Here is a 17,194-nt window from a genome sequence, read left to right as displayed (position 1 = left end):
CAAAAGTATCGTAATTCAATATGAACCGCCGTATACCGAACGGTACGTACGGTGGTGTGAGAGGTCGGGGGTTAATCGCCCCCTCCTACTCGATTCGGATTATGGAATCACTGATTCGTTCGGCGATTCGTTTAGTGGAATGGAGTGTGCGGCATTATGGCTGGGGTCCAGTGATTGGTGTTTTTGTAGCGGCATCGCTTAGCTTGGGAGTGCTAGGTTCGTTGCCGGGATGGATGAATCAGGATTTGTTTTTGGTACAGTGGGCGCTGGGGGCGGCGATGCTTTATAGCATCGGATGGGCCTTATGGCGCGGTATTCCTCGGTGGTGGGCGGGGCTCGTGAGCAACGAAGGGAGAACCGTTACGGGAAACCGCTTTTTGCTGCCGGTGAGAGGAACGGAACGATTGACGGAAGAGCGAGTGGAACGCTGGAGGCAGGAAGGGAGAGTAGCGGGGGAAGAGGTTGGGCTAAACAGGGGACGAGCGGGCGAACCGGTGGATCTGTGGGAAAAATGTTTTTCCCTTGAACGGTTGCAGGAAGCGTGGGAACGGGTGGCGCTGCGCGGTGGCAGTCCCGGGAGTGACGGTGTCACTGTGGAAGCCTTTGCGCTGGATGTGAACCGTCATTTAGTTCAGCTACGGCAGGAACTGTGTGCCGGAACCTATGTGCCGCTGCCGATGAAGCATTTTACGATTCCTAAACGCAGCGGTGGTTTGCGCAAGTTGACGGTGTTTTGTGTGCGTGATCGGGTCGTGCAACTGGCGATTCATCGGGTGCTGATGACGCTGTGGGAACCGCGCTTTGCGCCTTGCAGCTATGCGTACCGGCCGGGGCGCTCGGCGTTGCAGGCGGTAGCGGCGGTGGAGCAGCTATTGAACCGGGGGGAAAGGTGGGTTGTTGACGGGGACATTGAAACTTTTTTTGATACGGTGGTGCACCGGCGGCTGAATGAACTGATCCGGGAGTGGCTGCCGGATGAGCGATTATGCTATCTGCTCGGCAGGCTCATCGAAGCCGGGGCGGAAGGACGGGATCGGGGATTGACGCAGGGGGCGGCATTATCACCGGTGCTGGCGAACTTGTATCTTCACCTGTTTGATGTGGCGCTGACGCAAGCCGGGTGGAATTTGGTGCGCTATGGTGATGATTTTGTGATCTTGATGGCGACGCGGCAACAGGCGGAAGAGGCGCTGTGTATGGTGGAACGGTTGATCGCCGGGCTGGAACTACGATTGAATGGAAGTAAAACAACGATTGTTCACCGGGATAGCGGATTTACGTTTTTGGGATACACTTTTTCGGCGAACGGCAAGGCTCCGTCCCGCGCCGCCGTGGAAAGCTTGCGTGAACGGCTGGAGCGAGCCGAGTCGGCGGACAAGCGGCAGCGGGTACTGGCAGGATGGCAGGGGTATTTTGGTATGAGGGGAGGCAGTGGGGGCGGCAGGGGCGTTGAGTGCGAGGAAGCAGCGGAAACCGTAGAAACCAGGGGAGCCATGGGAGCGGTGGAAACCATGCGGAAGGGGGAAGACCGAGGCATGAATGGGTTGCATCAAGGGGCGAGCGGGCCGTGGACTGATTATCGTCGTTTGTTTCTCGGGCGACCAGATGTCTTTGGTCAGTTCTGGCAAAACAATGAAGGGCAGCAGGGCTATATGCCGCTCTACCGGTCGCTGACGGATCAGGAATTGGAAGCGCATATTCGCGGGGAGGTGATCTTGGGAACTTATTTGCTGCGGCCGGAGGGAACAACGAGGGCGCTGGTGTTGGATGTGGATGGTGTGGCGATGGGGGGAATGGCGGAACAGAAGGCGATGGAATTTTCATGGCGACTGACGGAAGCGCTACATGAGGAAGGCTGGCATCCCTTATGGTTTCGGAGTGGCGGCAAGGGAGCGCATATTTGGCTTTGTTTTGAGCATCCGGTGGCGGCGCGGCAGGTGCGGCGGTTTATCGATGGCTGGCTGGATCGTTTTCGGCCATTTCCAAAGGATGTTATGGTCGAGGTATTTCCTAAGCAGGATCATCTGGGGCCGGCGGCGATGGGCAGTTTGATTCGCTTGCCGATGGGGCGGCACCCGCAAACAGGGCGCTGGAGCCGTTTGCTTGCGCGGGATGGTGCGGTGATGAAGCACCCTTGGGAGTGGCTGCGGCAGGTACCGCGCCATGATCTGAGCCGCTTCGCTTGGGGAAGCGATGAACGAAGGGGGAGAACGGTTATGCATGAAGGGCAAGGGAAATCAACGGATCGCAGTGGAAATGGGCGGGAATTGCGGCCGATCGTTGTGGCTGATGAGCTGGCACCGTTGGTGGATGGCTGTACGTGGATCCGGGGTCTGATGGAAAAAGCGGATCGGGAAGGACAACTGCGTCATGGGGAACGGTTGGCCTTGTTGTATGTACTGGGCGGCAGTGAGGCAGGGCGATCGTTGGTGCATCAGGTGATGGCGCGATGTGCGAACTATACGCCCAAAGTGACGGAGCGATGGCTGCGGCGGATCACGGCGGGCCATAAGCCGGTTCGGTGCAGTAAGTTGCAGGAGTGGTTGAAGGATCACTTGCCGGGGGTGCAATGTGCTTGTCCAGTGGCGGGACAGATCAAAACGCCGCATGATCTTTTGCGCGGAAAAACGAAGCCGGTGGTGGTGTTGCCGCAGGAGGATGCATGGGATCCTGTGGGGCTGGATCTGTTTGGTGGATGGGACGATGAAGTGGAGTAGGGTGGCCGATGGAGTGAGGTTGATTGACAGTTTGTGAGTGAAAACGGTATAATTCACCTATGTTGTTGGGAATTTCAATGATCCGCTAACCTCGAAAATGCCAAAAAAGGCGGGGGGTTAGCGGATCGCAAAAAAAGCCAGTAAGAATGCGGGTTTGCGGGTTTTTGGCATGGCAGGAAAAGGGGGAATCGGGGGCGAAATGGCGTTTGAACAGGTGCTTTTTTGGAGGTTAGCGTTTTTTGGCCCACAGCCCGCATGGGATTAGGGCTGTAGGACGCAGGGTTGAAGATTGCGTTGCTTCTTTGAGGCATGGGAACATTTTATTTCCCGCTCCCCACTCTGTTGCACCACAAGGTTGAAGATTGCGTTGCTTCTTTGAGGCATGGGAACGTTCTCTTGCCACAATTTATTTTCTTGAAATATCAAGGTTGAAGATTGCGTTGCTTCTTTGAGGCATGGGAACAACATTTACTCTTGCTATATATTTATTTGAATCATATGTGTTGAAGATTGCGTTGCTTCTTTGAGGCATGGGAACCCTTGGTTACAACGATGTTAACATCATTAAAGTTAAACGAGTTGAAGATTGCGTTGCTTCTTTGAGGCATGGGAACACATACACCTCCTCTCTTCCATCAACCCACGCAAGGGTTGAAGATTGCGTTGCTTCTTTGAGGCATGGGAACATTCTTGTATCATGAACTATCGAAACTCTTTCTTCTTTGTTGAAGATTGCGTTGCTTCTTTGAGGCATGGGAACATCGACTGAAACTTACACTCCGTATATTCGATCTTGTTGAAGATTGCGTTGCTTCTTTGAGGCATGGGAACATAAGAAATCATCTTGTGCTACATCCAAGGACCATACGTTGAAGATTGCGTTGCTTCTTTGAGGCATGGGAACATTTATATTCCTGAATTACTGAAGCTGCAATTCCTTTTGTTGAAGATTGCGTTGCTTCTTTGAGGCATGGGAACTTCTGGGGAGGGGGTACAAATAATCTCTGGATTTGTAACGTTGAAGATTGCGTTGCTTCTTTGAGGCATGGGAACTTTTAGGGTTTAAGGTCAAAGGTTTGCCACCCCTAACCAAGTTGAAGATTGCGTTGCTTCTTTGAGGCATGGAAATTAAACCAAGGGTATTTCTTTAGCACGGCATGGTTTTGCAGAGGATAGAGTCAAGGTTCATGGTCTTAAATACTGCAACCGATGCCGTAGATTGTCTTAGCATTTGATTACAAGAAGACGATAGGAGATGAAGCAAGGTTTGCTGCTTTCCATGGTGTTTCGTTTGCAGGCCATGAACAATGCGTTTTTGCCGTTATCGCATGGAGCGATGGCGTATGCAGCGTTGCTGAAAATGATTGACCGTAGGAGTCCGGCGCTGGCTAAAGAAATTCATGATGTGCAAAGTGCCAAACCGATAACGGTTGCGCCGCTGCAAAGCGCGGGTATGGTACCAAGTCATCCGCATGTGCATATTGTTGCCGGCGAAGTGTTTACGTGGCGAGTGACGGCGTTGACTGCGAATGTGGCCGAAGAAATACAGCAAATGGTGCATTCAGTGGAGCGTGTTCAGATTGGGCAAGGCATCTTCCAGGTACTTGAGGTAGTAACATCATGGGCGGAACATGGGGAGGCCCGACAAACAACGTATCCGGAACTTTTGAATCGGTGGGAGCGCCAAGCGGTTCCAGCGGAAGTGACGTTGCAGTTTGTGACACCGACAGCGTTTCGTCGTGGTCGTGTGCATCAATTACTACCCACGCCACGATTAGTTTGGGGATCCCTTTTGGATCGTTGGAACCGATGGGCACCGCAATCATTTACGATTGGTCGTGATTTGTTGGAAGAAGCGATATTGCTGCGCGCCTGGCAAGGAGGGACGCAGCGAATCGAATTAGATCATCGTGCGGCAACCGGTTTTACCGGGCAGTTTACGTATCGGGTGCAGCCCAATTATCCGGCTGTTCGTTTGATGATGGCCGTACTGGCGGATTTTGCTTTTTTCTCAGGTGTGGGATGGCAGACGGCGCATGGGATGGGTCAGGTACGTTGGCGAGCAAAAGGTAGCTTGGTCAATAATTGATGATGATGACCTGAAAGTATTCGCTTCTTGGAGGCATGAAAAAGCCGCACATTCATGATTGAACGTGCGGCTTTTTAGCTGGGTAGGGGTGAGGGATGGTACTGGTGTTGCGTTCAGAGCATTGGGGAAAAGGCGGGGAAGGAGCTGGTTTGTTGACAGTTTGTAATCATAAACGGTATAATTCACCTATGTTGTTGGTAATTACAATGATCCGCTAACCTCGAAAATGCCAAAAAAGGCGGGGGGTTAGCGGACCGTGAAAAAGCCAGTAAGAATGCGGGTTTGCGGGATTTTGGCATGGCGGGAAAAGAGAGAAACGGGGTTGAAATGATGTCTGAAAAGATGTTTTTTTGGAGGTTAGCGTTTTTTGGTCCACAGCCCGCATGGGAGTAGGGCTGTAGGGCGCAGGGTTGAAGATCGTGTTGCTTCTTTGAGGCATGGGAACTTTTGAAATTGTTCACGCTTCCATATTGTTCAGCCTTTGTTGAAGATCGTGTTGCTTCTTTGAGGCATGGGAACGTGAATTCATTCCAATTTTCACTAGTAATCACAATAGGTTGAAGATTGTGTTGCTTCTAGGAGGCATGGAACCAATACATTCTTACTTTTCCCAAGATGTAAGGAAAGTGGCGTAGGATCGTCTTGTTTCCCCTCTAAACTACAACAAATCAAATATGCAAAAAAAGAACTACCGGTTTTTTCGCCGGTAGTTCTTTTTTTTGATAGTCTTCCTCCCAGCAGAGCGATGGTTAGTACAAAGGAGGTGCAAAAGAGTCGTACACCGGTACGGAGAAAGTAAACGTTGACAGGGGGGGAGGAAGGAACGTATGTTCTTGGATTTAATCGTAGTCATGTTGGTCGTGACCCTTTTAGTCGGGTTGCTCATCTACGGGATGGGAATGCCATGGTATTGGTCCCTGGTGCTCACTGTGGTACTGGTCTTTGGTTACGATGCGTTAGCAGAATGGCATGAAAAAAAGCGGCACCCTAACGGGATTCCGGAATCAGCAGAATTACCGCCGGTATCGATGAATTCACTAGTGACCTTTTTCCGGGTTATCTTGTTTTTTGTTCTTTCCCTTGCGCCGTTGGCTGGGTTGTTCTTGCTCGATATCTACTTGGAATCTGGCGGTGCCAAATTGAGCTTACCCGTCATGCCTTGGAACAAAGAATTACGCGCACTCTTTGCGCTGGTCGGGATCTCTGCCGATGTGATCACCGTGTCCACCTTTATTGGCCTAGTTGTAGCGACAATCAGTCTCGTACTGACCGTGTGGGTTACCGCGAATGCGTTGAGCTTTTACGGCAATCTCCCTCGTCTCATCGTTCTCCTCCGGGATTCAACGCCTCAGGGCAGCAGCGCACAGCAACGCTGGAGCGAGATCTTCAACCTGGCCATACCGGGGATCCTGACGGTGAGCTTGGGGCTGGCACTTTGGTTTGTATTTCAGTCTTATACAGCGCCATTGGCTCAAATGCAGTTGGCCAATAAAGCATGGCCCGGTGAATTCCATCCTGAAATGGCACTTGGTGATTCCATTGCAGTAAGCGCTACGCTCGAGCGCCCCGATCTCTATGCGGTGATGCAACGGCATCAAGGCGAGTTTTCCGCTCAATTTATCACTGCTACACCGGTAGCGTTGTTTGTTATGCACCTGGCGCTGGCTTTGATGTCGGAAGTGTTTTTTCTGCAAATGCAAAACTTACTTAGCCAGTTTGAAAAACGAACTAACCAAGTGGTACGGCTATGCCGGCAAGGAACGGTTTATCATCTCCGGCGGTTCGCGGAAGGGTTGCAACGATTAGGGTCGTCGATGGCAGACGGGTTACGGCGTGTAGTCGCACGAGGGCAGCGCCATGATTCATCGGTACAGCCTGCGGCGGCATCAGCACAGGTACGAACAGCGACACCAGCTTCCCCGGCGTTTTCATATAGAGAAAACAGCAGTTCTTATCAATCAACTGTGGGCGTTGATGCAGATCGGATCCCGATTTTACCGGATTCATTACAGTCTCAACAGGATGAAAACAAGTGGCCAATGGCGGGAAGGAAACCACAGGGACATGCGGTACAACCGCTACGACATGGTGCTGATAATTTGACTGGCAACTCGGCGAAGACGGAAGCGAAGACGGAAGCGAAGACCGAAAAGAAGACCATGGCAAGCAACCCTACGAATGCTGTGGCAAATACGGTAGCAAGCAGGCCTGCCTATGCCGCAGAGGATGAAGCATTAGCGCCAGACGATCGCCCCTTGCGCGTGATTGGTGCCAGTGAGTTTGTCACGTTGCGGCAAGCGCGGGAATTTCCGGATCAATATCGAATCGAGCCGGTTGGTAACGGCGAGAACGGTGCCAAGCGCCACCGGATCTGGCTGCTCGCCAAAGCCGATGAACCAGAGATTTTTGATGACGATGCCGATGAGTTTGGGTTGATTTAAAGGAGGCCGATGCAATGTTATGTCCGCAATTCGATCTTGCCCTGCAAGCGGTAATGACACATGGCGACACGCAAGCGATCAAAATTGATACGCCAGATTTGGTTTGGACTACCCATGAAATCATCGATCGCTTGGAAAAGACCTGCAGTCATCCCCGACCGGCGTTGTACCTGGTGCGTCCTGACCGGCTTACCGAATATGACTGGTCTTGCTCAGATTGGCAAGAAACGCAAGAATTATCGATCGATCGCTCCGTAGAGGTACTGGAAAACTCCCATACCCCACCGGCCGTATTCATCTTTTGGAATAATGAGCAGTTAATGGACGAACGTGATGGGATGATTGCCGTGCGGCTACTGCTTCCTCAGATATTTTTAGCCTACCGACCGACCAAAAAACTGATTGTTTTTCTGGAGCCCTTGGGAGCCACTTACCCGGCTGTGGTAACACCGTACTTATCGAGCGGCACCGTGGCCTATCCCACGCGAAATGAACTTGTGCCGATGGTGATGCGTGAGTTGGCCCGTTGTCACATGACGGCGTTACCGGAACAGGCGGATCAAATCAGTCATGCCTTACTGGGATTGACCTATACAAGAGCGCGCGAATTACTTCATCTATCTTTGATTGCCGCGCAGCAGCCTTTCTCAGCGGTTACCAATGTGCCTGGCGAAGCTGCTCATGGCGCTGCAAGTGGCACCCTGAGTGGCGCTTTCAGTGGCGCTGCAAGTGGCACGGGAAAAGACGCCGTGATTGCTCAAATTGTCGAAACGCTTCACCGCGAGAAAGAACAGTTCCTGGCCCAAACGCTAGGTATGACAATTCTGCGCCCGATGAGTGATGATTTGCCGATGGGCCTGGACGGGTTGATGGATGACTTTGCTGTTCACCGGCATCGCATCTGTATGGAAGGCCAGGAACGGGAAAAAGGCTGGCTGTTGATCGGGCCGCCGGGAACCGGCAAGACCTTAGTTGGCCGCTACTTGGCCGGACAACTGGGTTACCCTGCCATTACGTTTGAGATTTCCTCGATCATGAACAGTTTTGTCGGCCAGACAGAAAAGAATATGTACAATTACTGCCGTGTGCTGGAAACTTTTGCTCCTTGCGTGGTGTATATTGACGAGTTGGAAAAAACAATTGCTGTCGGCGGTGAAGCTGATGGCGGCACGATGATGCGAGCGATGGGCATTTTGTTTTCCTTCTTAAATGATACGCAAGCGCCGATTTTCGTGCTTGGATCGGCCAATAATCTTGATCCCCGGCATGGACTGGCCTTGACGCGTAAAGGGCGCTTTTCCCAATTGTATTGGGTCGATCTGCCAGCCGCAGCTGCACGGCAGGCGATTTGCCGGGCGGCCTTTGCACGGCAGGGCAGCCAACTGCCGGAGTCGCTGCTCGAAAAATTGGCACAAGAAACCCGGTATTATTCAGGAGCCGATTTATCCTGGCTTTGCCGGGAAGCAGAAGTGCGGCGGAAATTTTATGGAGTGGATGCGGAAAGCCGGGATTTTGCTGCTATTCTTTTTCAATTGGTTCAGGAAAACCGGCAGCGGGTGGAAATTATGAAAAATCAATATGATGCGTTACGTCAATGGGGCCGCGCCTATTGCAAGTCTGTAGGGCCGGGACCGGACGCGTGAAGCATGAGGCATGAGGCATAAAGCATCATTGGACACGTGCAGGATGCAGCGTGAAGCATAACTGGAAGTGAGAAGGATGAATCAAGAGGCTCCTTATCAGGGGCAGCAATGAAAATCACAAGAAGTGGAAGGTATAAGGAGGTAATACAATGTCAGGTTCACACAAAGTATCTACCGGTAGCGCGCCCGTGGCGCTGCTGGGCTTGTTAGCGGTTGGGGCGGTGGCCGCCGCCGGTCTCGGTAAGGAAATGGTGCGCGGCGTACGGGATGTGCACAAGATGTTAAAAGAAGGCCGCCATCCTGTCGACAATATGCTTTTTCGTTTTACACCGATGACCAATGTGGAGGGGTATTGCAATGTACTGACAGAACGCGGCTTTGACTTGGATGTGACCGATACCATGGTACAGGCGCAAGGAAGTTCCGGAGAGCAGATATTCCTCTTTCCCTTGGAAAACGGTATCGCCGTTGTCGCAGAAGAACCGGAGCTAATGGGCGCTTGTCATCAGGATTTTGTAGTTACCGAATTTACACGCGTATTGCAAGAATCAGGGTATCAGGTCAATGTGGAAGAGCGCGGTGAGCAAAAAGTGGTGGTGGCCAAGGAGGTGGGTCATGCGCCAGAGGTGGGTCAAGCACTAGAAGTGAGCCAAGCACTAGAGGTGAGCCAAGCACCAGAGCTGGTCTGCGCAAGCAAAGCGTTATACGATGATTTGGGAAACGAAGCCGAAGTTTTGCCGGCGCAATGGGAAGGGGCGCCGCAGATCACCGTTACGCTTGCCGATCATGAAGGGGTAGCCCATATTGACACATCGCGGATCCGGCGACCCAAATGTGAGATTATGCAACAGCGCATCCGGCAGAAGCTGCAAGCGCCAGGGCAGGGAAAACTCATGAGCGTTAAAGGGAAGATCCGGCAGACAGGGAAGAAACAGCGCAACAACTTGTAACCGAGAAGGAGAAGGTTCAGTATGAAACGGGCAGTGCGTTTGTCGGTAGGGGCGGGAGGGGAGCTTCTATGGGAAGACCCTTCCCCTTGGGATGCCTTGGTCGCTCGGCGCTTGGGGTTGCCTTTTGCCGGGAATCCACCCAAAGGGTGTTTGGTGCCGGAACGAGCGGGTTGGTGGTCATTAAAGACGATGATGGTCGCTGTGCCGGAAGCGGGAACTGCGAATATGGAGACACTTTGGGCTATCCATGATGAAGCCATGGAAACGACGGTTCAGGCGAACAAGAGCCCGGTTGAAGCCAAAACATTCGTAACACAACGAACGATTTCTTTACTCGATCTAAAACGCCGCATCGCCAGGCAGATGTTTCAGCAATGCCGTCTCTGCCCGCTCCGGTGTGGCGGTCAACTTGATTGCCCGGCAGCAGGACAAGCGCAGTATCATCAGCATTTTGTTCATCTTGGTGAGGAAAGGGAGATCGGACAAACACTGGCGCTGGAGATGGCCGGATGCAATATGCATTGTCGATTTTGCCAAAAAGGCGGAACCTTGCTGACTGGTGGTGCCTATCATCGCTTGAGCCAAGCGCTTTGGCAAGATATTCTCGCCTACGGGCAGGACGCTTTTCACAGCCTTTCGCTGGTCGGTGGCAATCCGGATCAAAGTTTGCCGGGAATCCTTGATTTTTTGGCGGAGGCACCGCCGGAAAGTGCGCAGTGGCCGATCATTTGGCATACAAACGGGTATGTGGATCCGCCTGTCTATGATTTGTTGGCGGGTATTGTCGATGTTTGGGTCTTTGATTTTAAGTTTTTTCACGATGATTGTGCGTCCCAGTGGAGCCGTGCCGTTCGTTATGTCGACGCGGCATGCCGGGGATTAACAGGGATCCTTGAGAGTCAAAGGCAGGTTCCGGTCATTGTTCGTCATCTGCTGCTGCCCGGTCATGAATCCTGTTGTGCAAAACCGCTCATTGATTACGTAGGTGCATGGGCACGGCGGCATGGCGGCCATCGTCTTTGGTTGCATTTGATGGATCAATATGTCCCGGCTTGGCGTATCGGTTCTGGTGACGGTCGCATGCAAGAGGTAATCGATGATCGTGTGGTGAAGTCGATGCGGCAGCGAGCCCGGGAACAGGGGCTTCGTCTAGCCGGCGAAGCGAAGCCCGATGCTGAACACCCGGAATGGTGGCTATGGAGATAGGAGCTTATTTTGGTTAAGCGGCTGGTCGCAGTGACCGCCAAGCTGCAATCATTGAAATTGTTGAAAATCGTACAGAAGGAGGCAGACTGTGATGAAATTACAAAAGATCCGGTTGTGGAAACGAGGCTGCTGGCTGGCGGCGGGATTGATGTTGACCTTGTTGATGAGCCTGCTTACCGGGTGCAATGGGGAAAACCTTGAAAAGGCACAAGGTGAAATGATGCGCAATGAGACAACCAAACCGCCGGCTGTTTGTGTGTTATTTGACAATTCGCCTTCTTTTCAGGACTATGCGGAGTCGTCACTGACGGAAATCAAGATGGTATTTCAAGTGCTGGCACGGCAGTATCCAGACAGCACGGTATCCCTGGTACTGATTAATGAAGAACCGGTTAATGTTTTTAGCGGAGAGGCCAAGCGGTTGGATATCGCGTACCAGGAATTATCTCAGGTGGTTAACGGTGATCGTTCCCATGCTTCGAATCTCAGTGCGGCTGTGCACAACGGTAGTTATTTTTTGCAAAATGCTGATGCGGGCCGGAGGATTATGTTGATTTTTTCGGATATGCAGCATACGGTGCCTGATTATTACCCCAACGGCTCGCCTGATGGACGGGTTCCGGTACCAGAAGCGTTTCCCTGGGATGATATCAAGGATATGGAAGTATATGCGGTTCATGTGTCTTTTAATGAGTGGGAGCTTTGGCAGCAGGAGATTGCCAAGCGGAATATGGGGGAGCACTTTCGCCCGTTATTCCCTGAGCAGATGAAAGCGAATCATGTGGTGAATGTAGTTTTTCCGAAAACAGAGGATTAAGATACGACAACCTGGTCAATGAGATGGACTCGATGTTGAAATAAGCATAATGATTAGGAGGAAAAGCCGTGGCCCCGCCCAGCTAGGCTGATTTTTTTGGCATGATTCTCCGTAAGGATGGACAATCTAAAAAAAATCAGCGCTGATCGGCAGTTTTGTCTGGCCGGTCATCTGGGATGGCGAGGTGAGACGATGCGCAGCATGTGGACGGGAGCGATCTCCTTTGGACTGATCCATATTCCGGTCAAGCTCTTTGCCGCCACCGAAGACAAAGATGTTCGCTTTAACTGGCTGCACAAGGAATGCAATTCCCCGGTACAATACAAAAAGCATTGCCCCCACTGCAACAAGGAAGTGGGGCAGGATGATCTCGTCAAAGGCTTTGAGTATGAAAAAGGCCGCTTTGTCTTGATCGCCGATGAAGAACTGGAAGCATTGGCTCCCGAGGGAACGCGCACGATTGATATTAAATCCTTTGTTCACCTAAAGGAAATTGATCCGATCTACTTTGCCAAGACCTATTACCTGGCGCCGGATGGCCGAGGTCAAAAAGCTTTTGCCTTGTTGCGGGCGGCCCTGCAAGAAGCTGATCGCTTGGCCTTGGCCAAGGTGGTTCTCCGTGCTAAAGAATCGCTGGCGGCAGTTCGCGTGTACAAGGAAGGCTTGGCCATGCATCTCATGCTTTTTCCAGAAGAGATTCGCGGGCTGGAGGGACTTGGCGATATCGGTGTGGGCATGGCCATTGACGCAAAAGAAAAAACCATGGCGCTGCAGTTGATCGATAGTCTCACCGAGCCTTGGGAACCGGTCAAGTGGCACAACGAATATCAAACTCGTGTCCGTGAACTTATTGATGCTAAGATCCAAGGTCAAACGCCTGTGGAAGCGCCACGGGTTGCCGCCACCGGCAATGTGATTGATCTGATGGCTGCGTTGAAGGCCAGCATTGAACAAGCCAAAGAAAAACAAGCCAAACCACCGGCGCCGCCAACAACGAAAAAGCGACAAAAAACTTCATGAGCGCCTCGCTGGACTTTGGCTCGCTTCGTCCCATGGAACCCGTTGCCGTCACGGCTCCCTTTGACGATCCTCAGTGGCTGTTTCAAGTCAAATGGGACGGGATCCGGGCGTTGGCCTTTGTGCGTTGTGGCAACGAAAACGAGGGAATTCGTTTGCAAAGCCGGCGGGGCCGGGCGATGACGGTGCAGTTTCCGGAGATCATCGGTGAGCCGATTCTCCGGTTGCCCCACCGTGGCCTTGTCGACGGCGAGTTGATCGTACTTGATGAACAGGGCAAACCGAATTTTCAGCGTATTCTTCGTCGTGAGCGCATGGGGCTACCTGCGGTGATCCAAGCGTCCCTTTCTTCTCTCCCGGCGGTTTTTATGGCCTTTGACCTGCTGGAATTGGACGACCTACCGCTTCTCGATCGACCGCTGGTGGAACGTTTAACGTTGTTGCAAGCACATCTGGTCGTGGGGGAACGGGTGCAGTTTGTTGAAGCAGTGCCCTGTGACGGCATTGCTTTATTTCAGGCTGTGCAAGCGCTGGAATTGGAAGGGATGATCGCCAAAGAAGCTGCCAGTCCCTATCTAATCGGCAAAAAGCATCGAGCCTGGAAGAAGATCAAGCATTTTCGCCGGCTCGATTGTTGGATCATCGGCTACTGTGAAGGCGAAAGGGGCCGGTTGGCTTCCTTGGCGCTAGCCGAAGCGACGGAAAAAGGCTTGCGCTACATCGGCAATGTAGGCACTGGTTTTACTGAAAAGGAGGCAGCACGATGGCACCAAGTTCTCAAGGCACAACAGACGGCCATACCGGCACAGGGCAGCCCCTTTATCCCAGTGCAGAAGGCGTACCCCGCGACGGTGCGCTTTTTGGAATGGACCGGCAATTTGCAGTTACGCCATCCCTTGCTGATCGAAGCGCGGATACCATCGGCGTGACCGGCGGGGGAATCGTTGCATCGGCAAACGGTGAGGCGAAACCGCTGACACTGTCGAATACCGATAAGATTTTCTGGCCCCAACAAGGATACACCAAAGGTGACTTATTGATGTACTATGCAGCGATGGCACCGGTATTGCTGCCCCATCTGCGGGGGTATCCGCTGGTGTTGGTCCGTTATCCTGACGGTATTGAAGGCAAATTTTTTTACCAAAAACAAGCGCCGGACCATCGGCCTTCTTGGCTGCCGACGGTGACGATTCCGTCGTCCGGCAGTGATGGGACGGCAGGGGAAGGGAAAAAGTCCGCTTCGTCCGGTCGGGCGATCACTTACTGCATGGTCAACGATGAAGCCGATCTGCTTTGGCTGATCAATGCGGGGTGCATCGAAGTGCATCCGTGGCTGTCGATGGCCGCTGATCCCGATAAGCCGACGGCCATGGTCTTTGATCTTGATCCGGCGCCGGGACAGGATTTTCGCGTAGTCATCGAAGTTGCTCTTTGTTTGCAAGCGGCCCTGAAGACGCTGGGGCTCAAGGGGTATGTCAAGACTTCCGGCGCCAGTGGTCTTCATCTGTTTGTGCCCATTGCGCCGCTTTATCCCTATGCGGTGGTGCGCGAAGCGGCCGTCGTTTTGGCGCAGATGATTGCCGAGGTGGACAGTCGGGTGACCCTGGAGCGACACGTCGAAGAGCGCGGACAGCGGCTTTATTTGGATTGTTGGCAGATGGCCCGCGCGAAAACGCTGGCCAGTGTATACAGTGTACGCCCTGTGCCGGGTGCGACGGTGTCAACGCCGCTGCTGGCGGAGGAGTTGTCCGGAGAGAATCTGCTTGATCCAAGGCAGTTTACGATCAAGAATTTGCCCGACCGAGTGGCCCAGGTGGGCGATCTGTTTGCGCCGGTGCTGCAGGAGAAAAATGATCTGCGTCCGCTGCTTTCCCTGACGGGGGCACAAGGATAAGTTGACCATGACGGAAGTACGTCGATGAAATTTTGAAATTAGCAGCAGGATTTAGAATACCCCTTATCGAAACATTCAGAAAATTCTGTTCAAGAAAGGTCAGGTGAGATGGCCCATGAGAAACAATGTATATTGTTTAGCTTCCTATCGTTCGAAGCGGCATCGGATGAGAAAACGAAAAAAAGGCTCCAGTGTGAAACCAGATCAATGGCTGTTAATTGTTCCGATATCCGTCATTATTATTTTGCTATCGTTCATTCTGTGGAAAGCACCGCAACTCTATGATCAAGATGCATTGCTGCTTATGAACGCGATCGAGCGCTTAATGGTATAAAAGGTCACCGGATTGCTCCGGTGACCTTTTACTTACATAATTGTATTTATTTCATATGATTCATATAATTATTCATAGACTTTTGCTGTAATTGTACGTTAATATGTTTTGGTATTCATTTTCCACGCACACCACAGAATCCATGCACGCTGCTATCGATGTGCACCTCTCGATATGCAGTATTATTAATTTTGTGAAAGGTGGAATAGGATTGCGTTTCAAAAAGGCAGCAACATTCATCTTGACAAGTTTTTTTGCATTGAGTTTGATTGCGCCCGTTTCCACTGCCTCGCAAGTGGTTTTGGAACAAGCTGAAGCGGCCTCCACTGTCTCGACAAAAGTGCTTGGACAAGGTACGTCCTGGAAAACGACGCTCTATGTGATCAAAGCGGACAAGCCTGGGCCTACTGTCTGGATCTCCGGTGGTATTCATGGAAATGAGCCTGCTGGTTACAAAACTGCCCTGGAAGTGAAGGATTGGAAGATTGACAAGGGAACGTTGATTGTTCTTCCCGAAGCGAACAAAGTAGGTATCGTGAGGAATCGCCGTGATTCTGGTTTTGGTGACTTGAACCGAGATTTTCCGATGAAAAAAGGAGAAAGTGCGGATAACGCATTGGCCAAAGCCATCTGGAAAGAGTATCAGAACCATAACCCTGCCTACTTGCTCGACTTGCATGAGGGAATTGCCTATCACGTACAGAATAAAAACTCTGTTGGTCAATCGATTATCTACTACCCTACAGGAACGATGAGCACCTATGCGACCAATTTAGTTTCTATGCTGAACAAAACAACGTTGTATTCCAAACGTTTCAGTACACTACGTTATCCCATTCTAGGCAGTTTGGCCCGTGCTGCAGGCATCTACGGCAGCAAGGCAGCTATCTTTGAAACCTGTTCCAAAGACGCCCTCAGCGTCCGCTTAAAAAATCAGCGTACTGCTGTGACCAGATTTCTTAATCATGCCGGTATGAGCGTTGTCGGTTCCTAGCTCAACCCATCTTTCCCATACCGATAACATTTTTCCCCACACCACTTCAAGATGGTGTGGGTTTTTCGCAGGGGTATCATATTTTTTTTCGGCGGAAATAATTTTCATGTTGACTTTTATCGAGAGCATTGTTAAAATAACACCTGCTTGCGAAATAGCAAGATTGCGAAGCAAGCAACTCAAGATGGCCCGTTGGTCAAGCGGTCTAAGACACCGCCCTTTCACGGCGGCTACAGGGGTTCGAATCCCCTACGGGTCACCATTTTTTCTACAATTTAATTTCCTTAATGTCCGGAGAGATGGCTGAGCTGGTCGAAGGCGCCCGACTCGAAATCGGGTAGGCCGTGATGAACGGTCTCCAGGGTTCGAATCCCTGTCTCTCCGCCATATCACGGGGTGTAGCTCAGTTTGGTGGAGCGCCTGCCTTGGGAGCAGGAGGCCGCACGTTCAAGTCGTGTCACCCCGACCAGATCCTTCTATAAAGTTTCACTAACTAAAAAATGCGCCCGTAGCTCAGCTGGATAGAGTAATTGACTACGAATCAAGAGGTCAGGGGTTCGAATCCCTTCGGGCGCGCCATTTTTTTCTCTAATTTTATTATGCGGTCGTGGCGGAATTGGCAGACGCGCAAGATTCAGGTTCTTGTAGTCGCAAGGCTGTGGAGGTTCAAGTCCTCTCGACCGCACCATGCGGGAATAGCTCAGCGGTAGAGCATCGCCTTGCCAAGGCGAGGGTCGCGAGTTCGAATCTCGTTTCCCGCTCCATCATTATGGCGGTTGTGGCGAAGTGGTTAACGCACCGGATTGTGGCTCCGGCATTCGGGGGTTCAAGTCCCCTCAATCGCCCCATTTCAATTCCTTGAGGCTTTCTTTTAATCATAAGGTTAAAATTACCGGTTGATTCAAAGAATAAAGCGTGATAGGATAGTCATCGTGCCGCGAAGAGCGGTACAAACTGGTCCTTGAAAATCAAACAGTTGAAAAAGCGTGATAACCTTTTTAATGAAATTCCAGTTAGTAAGTAAACGAGCTTGACTCGAACACTTCATATTTTATGGAGAGTTTGATCCTGGCTCAGGACGAACGCTGGCGG

At 51.7% G+C, this 17,194-nt stretch carries 11 protein-coding genes, 7 tRNA genes and 1 CRISPR repeat array; all 18 genes read left to right on the top strand.

What is annotated here, in order from left to right:
- The first annotated feature begins 101 nt into the window (after positions 1-101).
- The 18 genes from EDD73_RS13770 to EDD73_RS13685 all read left to right on the top strand — a co-directional run bounded on the left by EDD73_RS13770 (position 102) and on the right by EDD73_RS13685 (position 16,950).
- Complete coding sequence (locus EDD73_RS13770; protein ID WP_165876533.1) at positions 102-2,717, top strand: CRISPR-associated primase-polymerase type A1; 2,616 nt, start codon at positions 102-104, stop codon at positions 2,715-2,717.
- Between the two features lie 281 nt (positions 2,718-2,998).
- Positions 2,999-3,846: direct repeats of the CRISPR family, unit length 36 nt; unit sequence GTTGAAGATTGCGTTGCTTCTTTGAGGCATGGGAAC.
- Between the two features lie 126 nt (positions 3,847-3,972).
- Positions 3,973-4,806 carry a CRISPR system precrRNA processing endoribonuclease RAMP protein Cas6 gene (cas6, locus tag EDD73_RS13765; RefSeq protein ID WP_131920878.1) on the top strand — a complete coding sequence of 278 codons (834 nt, stop codon included), beginning with the start codon at positions 3,973-3,975 and terminating at the stop codon, positions 4,804-4,806.
- Between the two features lie 827 nt (positions 4,807-5,633).
- A complete protein-coding gene (locus EDD73_RS13760; protein WP_131920876.1) occupies positions 5,634-7,247 on the top strand; it encodes a hypothetical protein in 1,614 nt (537 codons plus the stop codon).
- A gap of 14 nt (positions 7,248-7,261) precedes the next feature.
- Complete coding sequence (locus EDD73_RS13755; RefSeq protein WP_131920874.1) at positions 7,262-8,890, top strand: ATP-binding protein; 1,629 nt, start codon at positions 7,262-7,264, stop codon at positions 8,888-8,890.
- Positions 8,891-9,039: 149 nt separating this feature from the next.
- Positions 9,040-9,840, top strand: coding sequence for a hypothetical protein (locus EDD73_RS13750; protein ID WP_131920872.1), 801 nt, complete (start codon positions 9,040-9,042; stop codon positions 9,838-9,840).
- A gap of 21 nt (positions 9,841-9,861) precedes the next feature.
- On the top strand, positions 9,862-11,046 hold the full coding sequence (locus tag EDD73_RS13745) for a radical SAM protein (RefSeq protein ID WP_131920870.1): 1,185 nt from the start codon (positions 9,862-9,864) through the stop codon (positions 11,044-11,046).
- A 91-nt stretch (positions 11,047-11,137) separates the two neighbouring features.
- Positions 11,138-11,863, top strand: coding sequence for a vWA domain-containing protein (locus EDD73_RS13740; RefSeq protein ID WP_131920868.1), 726 nt, complete (start codon positions 11,138-11,140; stop codon positions 11,861-11,863).
- Between the two features lie 117 nt (positions 11,864-11,980).
- Positions 11,981-12,883, top strand: coding sequence for a non-homologous end joining protein Ku (ku, locus tag EDD73_RS13735; RefSeq protein WP_131920866.1), 903 nt, complete (start codon positions 11,981-11,983; stop codon positions 12,881-12,883).
- Positions 12,880-13,809, top strand: coding sequence for an ATP-dependent DNA ligase (locus EDD73_RS13730; RefSeq protein ID WP_131920864.1), 930 nt, complete (start codon positions 12,880-12,882; stop codon positions 13,807-13,809). Before ku ends, EDD73_RS13730 begins: the two co-directional genes overlap by 4 nt.
- Positions 13,746-14,774 carry a non-homologous end-joining DNA ligase gene (gene ligD, locus EDD73_RS15360; protein ID WP_131920862.1) on the top strand — a complete coding sequence of 343 codons (1,029 nt, stop codon included), beginning with the start codon at positions 13,746-13,748 and terminating at the stop codon, positions 14,772-14,774. Before EDD73_RS13730 ends, ligD begins: the two co-directional genes overlap by 64 nt.
- Before the next feature lie 545 nt (positions 14,775-15,319).
- Positions 15,320-16,102, top strand: a complete 783-nt coding sequence (locus tag EDD73_RS13720) for a M99 family carboxypeptidase catalytic domain-containing protein (RefSeq protein ID WP_165876532.1) — start codon at positions 15,320-15,322, stop codon at positions 16,100-16,102.
- 186 nt (positions 16,103-16,288) lie between these two features.
- Positions 16,289-16,364: transfer RNA gene (locus tag EDD73_RS13715), tRNA-Glu, on the top strand.
- Between the two features lie 31 nt (positions 16,365-16,395).
- Positions 16,396-16,489 (top strand) — tRNA-Ser (locus EDD73_RS13710).
- A gap of 5 nt (positions 16,490-16,494) precedes the next feature.
- Positions 16,495-16,571, top strand: a tRNA-Pro gene (locus tag EDD73_RS13705).
- 33 nt (positions 16,572-16,604) lie between these two features.
- Positions 16,605-16,681 (top strand) — tRNA-Arg (locus EDD73_RS13700).
- 22 nt (positions 16,682-16,703) lie between these two features.
- Positions 16,704-16,790, top strand: a tRNA-Leu gene (locus EDD73_RS13695).
- A 1-nt stretch (position 16,791) separates the two neighbouring features.
- Positions 16,792-16,866, top strand: a tRNA-Gly gene (locus tag EDD73_RS13690).
- Positions 16,867-16,874: 8 nt separating this feature from the next.
- Positions 16,875-16,950 (top strand) — tRNA-His (locus EDD73_RS13685).
- Positions 16,951-17,194 lie beyond the last annotated feature (244 nt).

Origin of the sequence: Heliophilum fasciatum (assembly GCF_004341395.1) — a bacterium.
GTDB classification, from domain to species: domain Bacteria; phylum Bacillota; class Desulfitobacteriia; order Heliobacteriales; family Heliobacteriaceae; genus Heliophilum; species Heliophilum fasciatum.
Note: the sequence above shows the minus strand (reverse complement) of the source record. Positions and strands in the feature narration are given on the sequence as shown.

Coding starts and splice junctions, on each gene's coding strand:
- EDD73_RS13770 (WP_165876533.1), top strand. CDS start 102: ATGGAATCACTGATTCGTTCGGCGATTCGTTTAGTGGAATGGAGTGTG.
- cas6 (WP_131920878.1), top strand. CDS start 3,973: ATGAAGCAAGGTTTGCTGCTTTCCATGGTGTTTCGTTTGCAGGCCATG.
- EDD73_RS13760 (WP_131920876.1), top strand. CDS start 5,634: ATGTTCTTGGATTTAATCGTAGTCATGTTGGTCGTGACCCTTTTAGTC.
- EDD73_RS13755 (WP_131920874.1), top strand. CDS start 7,262: ATGTTATGTCCGCAATTCGATCTTGCCCTGCAAGCGGTAATGACACAT.
- EDD73_RS13750 (WP_131920872.1), top strand. CDS start 9,040: ATGTCAGGTTCACACAAAGTATCTACCGGTAGCGCGCCCGTGGCGCTG.
- EDD73_RS13745 (WP_131920870.1), top strand. CDS start 9,862: ATGAAACGGGCAGTGCGTTTGTCGGTAGGGGCGGGAGGGGAGCTTCTA.
- EDD73_RS13740 (WP_131920868.1), top strand. CDS start 11,138: ATGAAATTACAAAAGATCCGGTTGTGGAAACGAGGCTGCTGGCTGGCG.
- ku (WP_131920866.1), top strand. CDS start 11,981: ATGGACAATCTAAAAAAAATCAGCGCTGATCGGCAGTTTTGTCTGGCC.
- EDD73_RS13730 (WP_131920864.1), top strand. CDS start 12,880: ATGAGCGCCTCGCTGGACTTTGGCTCGCTTCGTCCCATGGAACCCGTT.
- ligD (WP_131920862.1), top strand. CDS start 13,746: ATGGACCGGCAATTTGCAGTTACGCCATCCCTTGCTGATCGAAGCGCG.